Genomic DNA, 14,795 nt, shown 5'->3' on the forward strand with positions numbered 1-14,795 from the left:
TTGATTTTGGTGAAAATTGTCGATTTTTAAGGTTTCTTTAAGGTGCACTCGGATATGCTTAGCTAGAAAATGCGATATTTGAGAAAGAACGATGTTCAGGAGAGGAAGATGCGTTTTGATCCCGAAGAAAAGCCAAGGAAAGAGAAAGAATAAAGATAGAATTCGTAGAACGGCTTATCTATTGCTCGCCGTTATCCTTTGGATATCGCTTCTTTCTAGCGGTGGCGGCAACGCCTGGGCAGCGTCCGGCTGGTCGATGATCGACGGCGGTGGATCTAACGGCCTTAACGTAAATTCAGCCAATCGGGCGGAATACCCTGCCATGGCCGTATGGAAGGGCGAAGTTTATGTCGCCTGGCAAGAAAAAGTCGTTCCGGGCGTAACCGCCAATCAAATCAGAGTCAAGAAATATAACGGCACGAATTGGGTTAGCGTCGACGGCAACGGTACGAACGGATTAAATATGAACTCGGCTAAAGTGGGAACGAGGCCGACTCTGGCCGTATTTAACGGTTCTTTATATCTCTCATGGGTCGAAGCGGTTACATCGTCCAATGGTCAAATTCGGGTCAAGAAATATAACGGCGGAATCTGGACAAACGCCGAAGGGGAAAGCACGACCGGAATTAACGTCGATCCGACGAAGGATGCTATCTTTCCTGCTTTGGTTGAATACAATAATGCTTTGTATGCGTCGTGGTCTGAAGCGGGTAAAATTTACGTTAAGAAGTATAACGGCGAGGAGTGGACGAGCGTCGACGGAGGCCCGAACGGATTAAATATAAATCAATCCGGACTCGCGGCATATCCTGCTTTGGCCGTATTGGGGAATGATTTAATCGCGGTCTGGTCCGAAGTATCCGGGACTACTTATCAGCTCCGAGCGAAAAAGTATAGCGGGACAAGCTGGACGATAATAGACGGAGGAACGACCGGGTTAAATATGGTTAGCGGGAAAAGCGCGCTCTACCCGTCAGTAGCCGCGATCGACGGCGCCTTGTACTTAGCTTGGAATGAACCGGTCGATTCGGCGACGGATGACCAAATACGGGTGAAGAAATACGACGGCAACGCTTGGTCAAGTATTGACGGCGGAGGGAAGTATGGAATCAACGTGAATTCCGCATTCCGAGCCAATTATGTGAAATTAACGACGTTTAATCATGATGTATATGCGGTGTGGCAAGAAAATTCCGGAATGGTAGGATCAACTGCCGTTTTTAAAATTCGCGCAAAGAAGTATGACGGTACGTCCTGGATGAGCGCCGAAGCCGGCAGCAACGGTTTGATTGTGGATTCTTCGAAAGTTGCCAATTATCCTGCCGTGACCGCGCTAAACAACGTTTTATACGTTGCGTGGCAGGAGAAAAACAGTACGATTGAACAACTTCGGGCGGCTAACTATGCGGTACCCGTACCTCCAGCCGTTAACGGCGTAACCGTCACTCCCGGCACGGCGAGCGTCGCGCAAGGCGGAAGCAGGCAGCTGACGGTTGCGGTCGACGCGGTGGGAGGAGCGGCGACGACGGTCACATGGACGAGTAGCGACGCTAGTAACAAGGTGGCAGTCAGCGGCGCGGGGAACGTAACCGTTGCGGCTGATGCCACGCTAGGAGATTATACAATCACAGCGATCTCGACGGTGGATAATAGCAAAAAAGGAACAGCGACGATAACCGTCACGGCTATGCCGCCGGCTGTCAACAGCGTAACCGTTAGCCCAAGCACCGCAAGCGTGGTGCAAGGAGGAAGCAAGCAGCTTACAGCTTCGGTAGATGCGGTAGGCGGAGCGGCGACGACGGTCATGTGGACAAGCAGCGACTCCAGCAATAAGCTGGCGGTGGATAGCGCAGGGAATGTAGACGTCGCAGCGGACGCCACGCTTGGAAATTATACGATCACGGCGACCTCGACAGTTAATAATAGCAAAAAAGGAACAGCGACGATAACCGTCACGGCAGCGCCAGCTATCAACAGCGTAACCGTCAGCCCAACCACGGCAAGCGTGGTGCAGGGAGGAAGCAAGCAGCTCACAGCTTCGGTAGATGCAGTGGGCGGAGCGGCAACGACGGTCGCGTGGACGAGCAGCGACTCCAGCGACAAGGTGGCTGTGGATAGCGCAGGGAATGTAACTGTAGCGACGGATGCTGAGCCTGCTGATTATACGATCACGGCGACCTCGACAGTGAATAATAGCAAAAAAGGAACAGCGACGATAACCGTCACGGCAGCGCCTGCTATTAATAGTGTAACCGTCAGCCCAACCACGGCAAGCGTGGTGCAGGGAGGAAGTAAGCAGCTCACAGCTTCGGTAGATGCAGTGGGCGGAGCGGCGACAACGGTCGCATGGGCGAGCAGCGACTCCAGCGACAAGGTGGCGGTGGACAGTGCAGGGAACGTGACCGTGGCGGCGGGCACTGCGCTGGGCGATTATACGATCACAGCCACTTCGACGGTGGATAACAGCAAAAAAGGAACGGCGACGATCACGGTCACCGCTGCGCCTGTTATCAGCAGCGTAACCGTGAGCCCAAGCACCGCAAGCGTGGTGCAGGGAGGAAGCAAGCAGCTCACAGCTTCGGTAGATGCAGTGGGCGGAGCGGTAACGACGGTCACGTGGACGAGCAACGACGCCAAAGTGGCGGTAGACAACGCGGGGAACGTGACCGTGGCGGCGAACACTGCGCTGGGCGATTATACGGTCACAGCATCCTCGACAGTCGATAACAGCAAAAAAGGAACAGCGACGATAACCGTCACGGCAGCTCCCGCTATCAACAGTGTCACCGTCAGCCCAAGCACCGCAAGCGTGGTGCAGGGAGGAAGCAAGCAGCTCACAGCTTCGGTAGATGCAGTGGGCGGAGCGGTGACGACAGTAACATGGAAGAGCAACGACGCCAAAGTGGCGGTAGACAGCGCGGGGAACGTGACCGTGGCGGAGGACACTGCGCTGGGCGATTATACGGTCACAGCATCCTCGACAGTGGATAACAGCAAAAAAGGAACAACGACGATAACCGTCACGGCAGCATCTTCCTATAAGATCGCTGCAATCACTAATCAAACGTTAACGGCGCTTACTCAGGGATATGATTCAGGTAACCAAGAGACCAGAAGCATTGCCGTCACGAATATCGGCACAGGTAATTTGACGCATCTGTCGGTAACGCTTAGCGGCGCAAACGCTAACGATTTTGTAATGACACAGCTGGATTCTACCTTAGCTGGCAGTGCTTCAACAAGCTTTGAGATTCATGCCAAAAACAATTTGCCAGCAAATACCTACACGGCAACGGTCACTGTATCTGCGGATCACATGACGCCTGTAACGTTTATCGTTACGCAAGTGGTGAACTTGCCGAATGCTCCCGCCAATCCGCAAAATCTTGCGGCTGATGTCGGCGACCGTCAAATTAATCTGAGCTGGAGCACAGGATCGGATGCGACGCAGTACCATATTTATATGGCAACGGATGCAGATCTAACTAACATCGTTGAAATTGCGACAGTCACTTCTTCGACCTACAGCATACAAAATCTAGTCAACGGAACCCGCTATTACTTTGTGGTAAAAGCAGAAAACTCGGGGGGCTTGAGCGCAGCATCAAATCAAGTAAGCGCGACTCCGGCAACGATACCGGGAGCGCCAGCCAATGTGACGGCGGTCGCAGGCAACGGACAAGCCGTCGTTACGTTTACGGCTCCGGCAGATAACGGTGGAAGTGCGATAACTGGATATGAAGTGACTGCTTCACCGGGAAATGTGGTTGTGATTGGAGACACAAGTCCGATTACGCTCACGGGATTGACGAATGGAACGAGTTATACATTTACGGTAAAAGCGATCAATGGCGCGGGGAGAAGCGCAGTCTCTGCAGAATCGAATACAGTGATTCCGAGAGGTTCCGATAGGGATACGGATACGCCATCTCAGCCTTCCACTCCAACGACAACGGATTCTACGAATACTACGAACACTCCAAACACAGGTGTGGATATCCTTGTTAACGGTAAAGTTGAGAATGCGGGCACTGCCACAGTTACCAAACGAAACAATCAAACCGAAATGACTGTAGTTGTGGATCAGAAAAAACTGGATGAACGGCTCGCAGCGGAAGGGCAACATGCCGTGGTCACGATTCCCATCAACCAAACATTCGATATCGTCATTGGCGAACTGAACGGTCAAATGGTGAAGAACATGGAGGACAAGCAAGCAGTTCTGGAGTTCAAAACCGATCATGCGACGTACACGCTTCCAGCGCGCCAAATCAATATCGGCGCTATATCTCAGCAAGTCGGTGAATTAATAAACTTGCAGGACATTAAAGTGCGGATTGAAATCGCCGTCCCAACAACGGATACGTTGAAGGTTGTGGAAAGCGCAGCAGCCAAAGGTCAACTCACGCTTGCTGCCCAGCCGCTGAACTTTACGGTGAGAGCTGCTTATGGAGAAAGAAACGTCGAAGTAACGAAGTTCGACGCCTATGTGGAAAGAACAATTGCGATTCCGGTTGAGGTTGATCCAGGCAAGATTACTACAGGAGTTGTAGTTGAGCAGGACGGATCAGTACGTCATGTACCGACTAAGGTCCGAAATATCAACGGAAAGTATGAGGCCCAAATCAACAGCTTGACCAACAGCACGTATGCGGTCGTCTGGCATCCGCTCGAATTCAGCGATGCGGCGAATCATTGGGCGAAAAGTGCCGTTAACGACATGGGATCCCGGATGGTCGTCAACGGAACGGGGAATGGCATGTTCAGTCCTGACCAAGAAATCACACGTGCCGAATTTGCAGCTATCATCGTTCGCGGATTAGGCCTCAAGCTGGAGAATGGAGCAACGCCATTCTCGGATGTGAAGTCGGAAGACTGGTACAGCGGCGCGGTTAGTACGGCTTATTCACATCGGCTTATCAGCGGTATGGAAGACGGTACGTTCCGACCGAATGACAAGATTACGAGAGAACAGGCAATGGTTATTCTATCCAAAGCGATGGCGATAACCGGTCTGAAAGACAAGCTCCTAGAACAATCAGCAGACTCTGCTCTCCGTCCATTTGAAGATGCGGCCGTAGTGTCCTCATGGGCGCAAAGCAGCGCTGCGGACAATGTGAAGGCTGGCATTGTAGATGGAAGAAACGGGGCTTTACTTGCGCCGAAGGGTTACATGACCCGTGCCGAGGTTGCAACTATCATACAGAGATTATTGCAAAAATCAGGTCTGATTTAATTGAAAAAGCGGAATGCAGGCTGACCAAGCCGGGCGTTCCGCTTTTTTGTCCATTCCTATATTATTTTCCTTTAACCTTCAGGAGTCAGTTCATAAATAGTCGTTGCAACTTCATTTAAATAACGGCGATCATGTTTTTCCTCGGTTGATGTTTCTATTCCTCATGGTACCCAAATTACAGCTCCCGATAGCTGGGATGGTACGATCAAACTGCCGGAAGTACTGAGCAACAGCAGCGTATCCATTAGCGATGCCAACGTGAGCGCCGTCATTGAAGTAGGCTTGCCGGATGTAACGCTAACTTTCGACAAAGCGGTGCGTTTGCTCATGCCGAACCAGGAGATAAGTCTGTTGGCTACGTGAAAAATGGCGCTTTCACACCAAGTAAGCGATATTTCCATGCTGCCCGTTGATTTGTCTCTTAAATTAATAAGCGGTGTCTACGAAATCAAAAAAGATAAAGAAGGCGATTTTAACAAGTCTGTTGTTCTCACATTGCCTTTCGACAAGACGGCCGTAGACTTTACGAAGTCGCTGGTAGGTGTATATTGGCTCAATGAACAAACCCATTCATGGGTGCAATTGGACGATCTGCAAATAGACCAAGCCAATGGAACGGCTTCTGGATCTGTCAAGCATTTCACCAAATTCGCTGTTCTTGTTTCCGACAAAAAAGCTGTGAATTCGGATGGAACTAGTCTTATCGATATCAAGGGACATTGGGCCGAAGCTAACATTCGTGAGTTAGTTAAACAAGGTGCAATCAACGGCTATTCGGACAACTCCTTTAATCCAGACAACAAAATCACGCGAGCTGAATTCGTTACTGTTATCGTCAAGGCCTTGAATCTTAAAGCTCAGGGTGGAAAAAGTTTCGAAGACACGTCAACTCATTGGGCAAAAGGTGCGATTTCAATTGCCGCAGTACTTGGTGTTGTTAACGGGTACACGGAACAGTCTTTTGGCCCTGACGATTTCATAACAAGGGAGCAAATGGCAGCAATCATCATTCGTGCCGCTCAGATGGAACCGCTTGGCAAGAACATCGATTTTGTGGATAGTTCATCCGTATCCGACTGGGCTCGATCAGCTCTTGCGACGGCCATTGCCAAAGGGTTGGTTAATGGATCTGAAGACCACACCGTGAAGCCGCAGGCGAACACGACCCGCGCGGAAGCTGTAGCCGTCATTCTAAGAGCATTGGCATTAAAAAAATAAACGCATGCTGAAAAAAAACTGCTTTTTAGTAGATGATCATGATCTACTGAGAAGCAGTTTTTTTGTTTATGGATGGGGTAGGTATCACATTGTATGACTGAAACAAGGCTATTTGCTATTCCACGCACTTTGAAAAGCAGGCCCTGCTGGACCAGTGGAGATATCGGTTTCGCCAATTTCACCCCACAAGCCTGCATAGTTAATGAACGCTTGCCCATTCAACGGATGGGACAATTCACCTACATTGACTACGTTGTAGTAGGTATTGAAACTGTCGCCAGCGCCAGTATAATCGCTTGGCAGTACGCCCCGGGATTGCTGCCCGGCGGTTGGATAGCTGGCATGTGTTCCGACTGCGGAGTAGACAACGGGATGTTTGTAATCGTTGGTCAGCTTCTGGCTGTCAGTGGCAATCGCACCATCCTTCGTTGCGAATTGCAGTTGGGCGGAAGTGTAGTCTTTGCCTTCGCCATTATGGGCGGAATAATAGGCGGAAACAAACTGTTGACTGCTGTTCACGGTTACTGTGACATGCTCCCAGTCGCCTTCATGATTAAAGTCCAGACCTGCAACGGACGGGGAATCGTTATAAGGGTAAAAGAACCAATATTGCAGGTCGTAGCCGCCTGCTTGTACGCTGCTTGGTTTGACATGGGCGTAAGTTTTCCAATCACTGCTCGCTGATCCCAGATATACAGTTTTGTCATAGCCGTTATCATTAGGAGGCTGCAGGAAAAACCCTTCGTCAGCCCGTGTATTGCGGGCTTGGCTGGAGAGGATGTTGCTTCCGGAGTGCGAACATATCAAATTCTTGGTTTGGTGAGCTTGCTGGGACAAGTTCGTCTGTGTGACAGCATTAAATGCAAGGATTTGATCGTCGCTGCACCCGCCATCATGATGGAAACGCATCGTTACACGCTGCAGATACCAATCTACGCTGGAAAGTTTATTGTCTTCACTAGGATGCAGATACAGCTTGGGGGCGTATTGTGCAAGCAGCGTTTGCTCCACAGCATCATCAATTCCGTCTTGATCCGCGTCTGTTGCCGCTAAGGTAACACTTGAAGTAAGCAACGAACTGAACATGATTGAAGCAAAAGCAGCAGTGACCATCACATTGTGTCGCCATCTTGTAAGCATTACAGGTTTCATTGGAATAGTAGCCTCCTTGGTTTGGGCGCATCCTGTTTCGTTATTAGACAGGTGCTGCCGTAATAGATGTCTAGACACCATCTAACGTAATCATAGGCCTTATTTGTTTGTTGGATGTTATTTCCATGTAAATAAATTGTAATTATATGTATGATGATCAGTTGTCTTTTCTCAAGGATGGAACTGTACGATCTTTTTGCGTTTCTCACTTATGGAAATTGTTTACAAGATGTATGATTTTTCGAAACTATTTCCGAGCCTTTACGTCTAAAACTATGGATAAAAGTGGGTTTAAATGATGAAATGCCCAATTGAAGGAGAGATGGAGAATTTGAAGTTTAATTATTGGCCAAAACGAATGGCTCAATCAGCTGCATTGCTATCTGTACTGTCGCTTTCCAGTGTTGCTCCGCTAACAGCAATAGCAGCAGATACTTCACCAAAAGATCAGTCCAAGATCGTCCAATTGACAGATACCCGTTTGGCGATTGACGATCAAGGTGATGTTTGGTGTTTGGCACAGCATGCTATTTCGGTAAAGGAGGGCTTTTTTCCTGATCTGATGGTTAGAGCAACAAGCATTACAAATGTAAAAAGTATTGCTACAGGTGGCGGTAGCACGCTTGCTTTGAAAAATGATGGTACCGTATGGACGGTGGAACGCAACTCCGGAACTGCGACAATCGATCTAAAAGACACCCTATCTGCAACTTTGGGAGAGCGTATCCCTCACTTAGAAAATATCGTGAAAATTGATGTGTTTGGTAGCATTGGACTAGCCCTTGATAAAGAAGGCAAGGCATGGATATTTGAAACCGCACCTAGCTGGGTAAGAAACGATCCGTCTATTTCATTGAAATCAGAGCCTGTTTTACTTGAAGGTTTGGATCATATTAAGGACATGTCATTTTCTTATGACGTGACATTTTTAAAAGAGGATGGTACTGTTTGGAACATTGATGAGTACAGCCCAAGGCCAAGTTCGAGCTGGTCCCTATACGACTCGATCCGAAATACGAAACCTGTGCAGCTTAAAAATCTAAAAGACATTGTTCAGCTAGAAAGCAACCACTATGCTATTAAGAAAGATGGTACGGTATGGACTTGGGGACGAACAATTATATCCAAAGAGAACCTCGGGCCTGCTCTGACGCCAGTTGCACCTTATCAAATTGAAGGACTCTCTGATGTCGTGGACATTGCCAGCAGCAATGATCATTCGCTTTTTGTGAAGAAAGACGGTACGGTTTGGGGCTGGGGCTATTTTGTCGAGAAGTGGGAAGCTCTTGGAGCTACCCCTCAAAACGCCTGGAAGGACTTATCTAAATTAGATGGGTTTGAAGATGCTGCTTCTGTTCATATAACTATATATGGGAATACTTTGTCGACGGAGTCCGTTATCAAAAAAGATGGCACGGTTTGGATGTGGGGATTGGATCAATTCCAAAATTTAAACAGTAAACCTCGACAAGTGGAATTCAGGAATTAATGAGAACATAGACCAATTCGAGCCTTTCAGAAAAGCGAGAAACATTAGGGAATGCTAATAGGCATGGAAATCATAGAATAAAGCAAAATGCAAAAGCGCCGCGATCCTCTGGAGGATCATGGCGCTTTTGCATTCGACACCGTTTCTTTGAAATTTGAGAACGTCATCCGGATGGAAGAGTCTTTTCTTGAAATGAAAATGTTGCCAAATTGAAGACACGCTGCTGCGTTGAATAATCTAGCTTTCAGCCAGGAAGAGCTGCTGAGCATTGAAGAGATATTGAAATGAGATCCTGTGGCCACTAGTAAAGCATTTTTTGCATCCCACTGGATAAACTCCAGTCAAAGCAGCATTGCCTTCTCCCAAACCCGATAACACTGGATTTATTCCAGTGAAATTTGGGTTTGAGACCTCTAGGAAGGCGTTTTTTTGCATCCTACTGGATAAATTCCAGTCAAAGCAGCATTGCCTCCTCCCAAACCCGATAACACTGGAGTTATTCCAGTGGAAATTGGCTACAGGGTTTGGGTTGCAGTCCTTATTTTTTGACAGAGCTTGTCCTGTCCTCGTTCGGGCTGCTGCTTGGGGTAGGCTTAGCAGTTGATTTCCCTTTTGTAGGCGTTGGACTCGGCGACGAAGTTCTTGGTGTCGTTGCTGAGGGCTGATCAGTGCCTTTGCCCGCTTGTGGTTTGTGGGTTGCATTTGGTTTTGGCGGTGAAGAACTATGCTCCACTTTCCCATGAAGCTTAGCTTGCTCCTGCTGGAATCCTGGATTGTCATAGGCACCTCCAGCATCGATCTTCGTTAGACCTTCCCACATGTTATCTGGTTTATAGCTGCTTGGATCTGCTAATACCAGGAAACCGTCAGGTAAGCGGCGTTCCCCATAACGACTCGCAGGCTTTGTCTGCAGTTTGCCGTCAGCGACTAATTCGGATGAGGCCCCTCCATCTAGGAAGCCCGCATTCATACATCCCTCGGATAGAAAGATATCTTGCACTTCTTTTAGTGTAGCCCCCATGCTGTGTCCCGGCTGGCGTCCATCAATAACGAGAAAGATGATCGTTCCGTTCCCTGTCTGGCAAAGGGCTGTCCTTGGATCGCGGCCCGCCCCGCCGTCTCCGCTGGTGATGAGTCCCTTGCCGTCTTCAATAATGCGTGGTTTCCAGAAGGCAGCGTCTGTGACTCCATCCTTAATCAGCTCATCAATGGAATACAAGCCAATTTTCAGAATTCCGTTCTTGGTAAACCCAACAACATGCTGCTTGACACTACCATCATATTCCGTAAGTATGACTTTGCCACCTGACATTAGAAAACCAATCGGTGCAAAGCCATTGCCTAAACCTTGCGGATCATCGAACGCACCGCCATTCACACCTGCCAGCGCACCTGTCCGTTTGACCATGTCCGTAATTTTCTCGCCCTCTTGTTTATGGCTGGTTGTTACAAGACGGATTGTTCTTGGATCGTAGACATACATTTTTTTGCCGCGCCAAGTAGGAATCTTGTGAATTTCATCTTGGATGTCAACGACCTTTATTAATTCGCTTGCTGTTCGTTTGCGTTTGTCCAGCTTGATTAAGCCATCATGCTGCTTGTCGACTCCCCAAACATCGATTTGCTTCTGCATCTTATTGACCATGTCATCGCGCTTCTCGGCGCCAACCAACAGCCATGCCCATTCACGGTGCTGGGTGTTGATCACCATTTCGGCAAGATTCGTCCGAAGATCATTTCCCCACGGTGTCATGAAAAGGAGCATCGAGCATACAATGACAGAAGCGCCTATAGCCATTAGTGTCTTTTTCAGCCAACCCCAGCGGACTCTGGTCCTATTATTTGGCAAAACGATGTTCTTTAACTCCATGTTTCTTCGTGTCTCCCTAAAATTATTAAAGCATACATACTCATACTTATTTTATTGCATAAAAATTTTGACGCAAGGGAAATGAACAAAGTTTATTCATTGCCTGATTTTAATTGTCAGATTGATTTAAACGATCGAGTACCAATTGCACGGCAATGGCATCATCCAAATAGCCTAGAGGAAAAACGTAATCGGGAATAAGATCAGCGGACATAACAAAATAAAGAAGTGCGCTTCCAAGTAATGCACGTCTTTCTGAGGTGTTGTCATCTTCGCAAAATTGAAGATACATTTGCTTAAGCCCATCAATGAAAGGCCCGGCTCCATTGACACTTGCAACTTTGGAAGGGAAGTCGTCGATAATGATTTGCCGTCCTTCTTCGGTTAAGGCATATTGCTCATACTTGATCAGTTCTTTCTGGACGAGTTCGGCTGTGAACAAATGATCAATAAAATTTGAAGACTGCAGAATTTTTTGCACACTACTTATGGACGTGTAGATATCTGAGTGCGTTTCAGCTTGAGGCATGGTGATATCGAATCCTGCGGCTTGAAATAACTGGGCGGTTGGAACCCCGAGATGGAAGGCGAAAGTTTCCAAGTGGTTGAGCTTAGCCTTTTGTTTACCACTGATGATTCGAGAAATGGTAGCTGTATCAATCCCCGTGAGTGAACTTAGTTTCCGCATGGAAAAGGAACGTGCCTTTAATAAAGCTGTTAACGTAAGTCCCAGCGTTTCTTCCCTGTTTTTTTCGGACATCCTATGGTTTCACCCCTTATGGCTTAGTGTTGAATTAATCTCAACATTTTTTAGGTGGAAAAGCACTTTATTGCAACATCATCAATACTCTGACTGTAAACAGTTGGAGGAGTGAAACACAATGACAGCATGGCTTTTGATCCTAGGATTTGCGGTGTCATCAAGTTTGGATAATTTAGGTGTTGGAATTTCTTATGGTATTCGCGGTACGCGTATTGGTTTTTCTTCAAATGTCGTAATCGCCATTATTTGTTTTCTTTTTAGCATGGCTGGAATTCTTTCTGGACAATGGCTTTCGAAGGTTCTGCCAGGCATTTATCCTGTCTTGGTAGGTGCATTTCTATTGTTCATTGTGGGGATCCGCATTATTTTATTAGCACTTCCGCGAAAAAAACAACATGTATCCAGAGAGGTTGAACATATTGAAACAGATCCGGCATCTATGAAGTCAATTCTGAAAAATCCTGATATGGCAGATGTTGATAAATCGGGAGATATTGGTTTGGGTGAGGCCATCATTCTGGGGGTTGCGTTATCCGTTAATGCAATTACGAATGGCTTAGGTGCAGGTTTGCTTGGATTATCGCCTCTTGCTATATCCATAACCGCCGCTCTCGGTAGTTTCATTACGGTATGGTTCGGTGTCGTTCTCGGTCGAAAAGTAGCGGGGATTCGTATTGGCTCGTTCACAGTTGGCCAATTCGGGACAATTTTGAGTGGAATTATGCTTTTGTTAATTGCCGGCAATTCTTTGTTTGGTTGAAGCCTATCGTCATTCTCGTATCCTATATTTTACGCATGAGGTAGTATTTTATGACATTAATGAGGATGTGATATGATAAATAGACAGAGTTGGATATCTGACTTCCCAAAGCTCTCGTTGTGTATAGAGAGCTTTTTTGTCATAAAATTGAATTTTTGGGTTTGAGGGAGGTACTTATGGACAATTTATATCGAAACGAAGTACTCATTGTTGAGGACGATGACAATATTAGACGGTTTGTAGCCATTAATTTAGACAGAGCTGGATTTAAAGTCACCGAGGCTGCTGTAGGGGAAATGGCTTTGAAAAGTCTCACCATAAGTCGGCCGGATGTTGTTGTACTGGACATCATGCTGCCCGATATGGATGGATTCGAATTTTGCAGGAAGCTAAGGGAAGTTGACCCTGATATCGTCATTGTGTTCCTGACAGCGCGTGCACAAGATTTGGACAAGATCAGAGGGCTTGAGCTTGGTGCTGACGATTACATTGTGAAGCCTTTTAATCCGCTAGAGCTGGTTGCAAGAATCAAAACGGTTTTGCGTCGTACCCAGAAGTTGGCGGAACCTCAAAGAAAAACACTTCAGTCTGGTTCTATCCGCCTTGATCTGGATGCAAATAAGTTGTTTAAACATGACTGTATCATTGAAGTGACACCGAAGGAATATCAAATGGTGAAGACATTTTTGGAAAACCCGAATAAAGCTTTATCTAGAAATGAACTTTTGAACCTTATTTGGGGAGAAGATTTCGTTGGTGACACCAAAACCGTGGATGTCCATGTTCGGAAACTAAGGGAAAAGATTGAAGATGATTGCTCCAAGCCGCAGTTGATCGAAACCGTTTGGGGACTTGGGTACCGCTGGAGCAAGGAGGCTTGACAGGTTGAGTATTCAAAAAAGATTAGTGGGAAGTTATTTCGTTGTCATACTCATTACGGTTTCCATTTTGGAATTTTTGCTGATTGTTTTGGTGAACTATTATTATTTTCACAATGTTGAACGCATTCTGATGAATCAAGCGGAACTATCCGCTTCTTTTTTTCATCAATATGCCGCTGACGAAGATGTAGAGAAGCAATCTGAACGACTTCTGAATGGATTTTCCCACAATTCCGCAGCACAAGTTCAGATCATAAGTTTGAATGGTCAACTTCTCCAGGACTCCACCGGTCTTCCTGCAAGTGATAGGATGAACGAATATCCGGATGTACAAGAGGCGTGTAATGGAAAAATCGGCATTTGGAAAGGAACTGAGCCAACGACCAAAGAGGCTGTTCTGGCGGTATCCTATCCGTTACAAACCAACCATACCACGGTGGGCGTTGTGAGGTTTGTTACGTCTTTAACGGAAACGGCGAAGACGGTTAACCAAGTTTCTGCTATCTTTATTGCCGTTGGACTTTTCGTTATTGCGATAGTAGCCGTTCTTGGTATTGTCCTCTCTCGGACCATCACGAGCTCCATCACTGAGCTTAAGTCAGCAGCAGAAAAAATGGCTGAGGGGGACTTTTCCGTAAGAGCTAATAAACGCTATGAGGATGAGTTAGGGGCATTGGCTGATACGTTAAATACGATGGCTGCCAAGATACTGCAAAACGAACAGCTCAAAAACGATTTCATTTCATCGGTCTCTCATGAGCTTCGTACGCCGCTAACGTCTATAAAAGGCTGGGTTGTAACCTTATCTGCGACGGAAGAGAATGACCGGCACATGTTAAAAGACGGCCTTGAAATTATTGAGACAGAAACCGATAGGCTAACTCGTCTAGTAGATGAACTGCTTGACTTTGCTAAATTGGATAACGGTCGTATCGCGCTGTGGCTTACGCCAGTACATCTTCAAGGGCTGCTTCAGCATATTGGAAAACAGCTTGCTCCGAGGGCTGCTCGGCAAAGGATTTCATTGGAGGTGCATGCTGACGATTCGCTCCCTGTCATTCAAGCCGACGAAAATAGGTTGAAACAAGTGTTGATTAATCTGATAGACAACTCACTGAAATTCACCGGACCCCAAGGAAGTATTAAAGTGTATGCTCACTCCGAGCTGCATCAGGTCATCATTACTGTGGAGGATACGGGTTCGGGAATCGATGAGCAGGACTTGGCGAATGTCTTTCAAAAGTTCTACAAAGGAAATATTCATGCCGCCGGGAGTGGTTTGGGACTATCCATCTCCGAACAAATCATCAAACTGCATCACGGACAGGTGAAAATTAGCAGTAAGGTGGGAAGGGGAACGAAAGTAGAGATTTATCTTCCCCGATAAGGAAGTAATAAATTTTAACTTTTTCATAACCTTTTATTC

10 protein-coding genes are annotated in these 14,795 nt (G+C 47.1%); 6 read left to right on the top strand and 4 right to left on the bottom strand.

Features of this window, described 5'->3' with window-relative positions; all coding sequences use genetic code 11:
• The first annotated feature begins 115 nt into the window (after positions 1–115).
• Complete coding sequence (locus BC351_RS13080; RefSeq protein WP_158082071.1) at positions 116–5,236, top strand: S-layer homology domain-containing protein; 5,121 nt, start codon at positions 116–118, stop codon at positions 5,234–5,236.
• Between the two features lie 161 nt (positions 5,237–5,397).
• Here the strand turns inward: BC351_RS13080 and BC351_RS42220 are convergent, their stop codons facing one another.
• Positions 5,398–5,547 carry a hypothetical protein gene (locus BC351_RS42220; protein WP_158082072.1) on the bottom strand — a complete coding sequence of 50 codons (150 nt, stop codon included), beginning with the start codon at positions 5,545–5,547 and terminating at the stop codon, positions 5,398–5,400.
• Positions 5,548–5,602: 55 nt separating this feature from the next.
• Here BC351_RS42220 and BC351_RS13090 point away from each other — a divergent pair, with 55 nt between their 5' ends.
• Complete coding sequence (locus tag BC351_RS13090) at positions 5,603–6,454, top strand: S-layer homology domain-containing protein (RefSeq protein WP_079412625.1); 852 nt, start codon at positions 5,603–5,605, stop codon at positions 6,452–6,454.
• A gap of 108 nt (positions 6,455–6,562) precedes the next feature.
• Here the strand turns inward: BC351_RS13090 and BC351_RS13095 are convergent, their stop codons facing one another.
• Entirely contained in the window at positions 6,563–7,606 is a 1,044-nt protein-coding gene (locus BC351_RS13095) for a Vps62-related protein (protein WP_158082073.1), read from the bottom strand.
• Between the two features lie 331 nt (positions 7,607–7,937).
• On the opposite strand from BC351_RS13095, the gene BC351_RS13100 reads away from it, so the two are divergent.
• Complete coding sequence (locus BC351_RS13100) at positions 7,938–9,095, top strand: RCC1 domain-containing protein (protein WP_158082074.1); 1,158 nt, start codon at positions 7,938–7,940, stop codon at positions 9,093–9,095.
• A 538-nt stretch (positions 9,096–9,633) separates the two neighbouring features.
• On the opposite strand, the gene BC351_RS13110 is transcribed toward BC351_RS13100, so the two are convergent.
• Together BC351_RS13110 and BC351_RS13115 are read right to left on the bottom strand one after the other, a co-directional pair.
• On the bottom strand, positions 9,634–10,965 hold the full coding sequence (locus BC351_RS13110; RefSeq protein ID WP_244208982.1) for a phosphodiester glycosidase family protein: 1,332 nt from the start codon (positions 10,963–10,965) through the stop codon (positions 9,634–9,636).
• A gap of 109 nt (positions 10,966–11,074) precedes the next feature.
• Complete coding sequence (locus BC351_RS13115) at positions 11,075–11,725, bottom strand: DUF1232 domain-containing protein (protein WP_079412633.1); 651 nt, start codon at positions 11,723–11,725, stop codon at positions 11,075–11,077.
• 121 nt (positions 11,726–11,846) lie between these two features.
• On the opposite strand from BC351_RS13115, the gene ytaF reads away from it, so the two are divergent.
• From ytaF to BC351_RS13130, 3 genes are all read left to right on the top strand, one after another.
• Positions 11,847–12,488: a sporulation membrane protein YtaF gene (gene ytaF / locus BC351_RS13120; protein ID WP_079412635.1), complete on the top strand. Its 642-nt coding sequence runs from the start codon at positions 11,847–11,849 to the stop codon at positions 12,486–12,488.
• Between the two features lie 176 nt (positions 12,489–12,664).
• Complete coding sequence (locus BC351_RS13125; RefSeq protein WP_079412637.1) at positions 12,665–13,369, top strand: response regulator transcription factor; 705 nt, start codon at positions 12,665–12,667, stop codon at positions 13,367–13,369.
• Between the two features lie 4 nt (positions 13,370–13,373).
• Positions 13,374–14,756 carry a sensor histidine kinase gene (locus tag BC351_RS13130; protein WP_079412639.1) on the top strand — a complete coding sequence of 461 codons (1,383 nt, stop codon included), beginning with the start codon at positions 13,374–13,376 and terminating at the stop codon, positions 14,754–14,756.
• Positions 14,757–14,795 lie beyond the last annotated feature (39 nt).

Origin of the sequence: Paenibacillus ferrarius, from assembly GCF_002027705.1 — a bacterium.
GTDB lineage: Bacteria > Bacillota > Bacilli > Paenibacillales > NBRC-103111 > Paenibacillus_E > Paenibacillus_E ferrarius.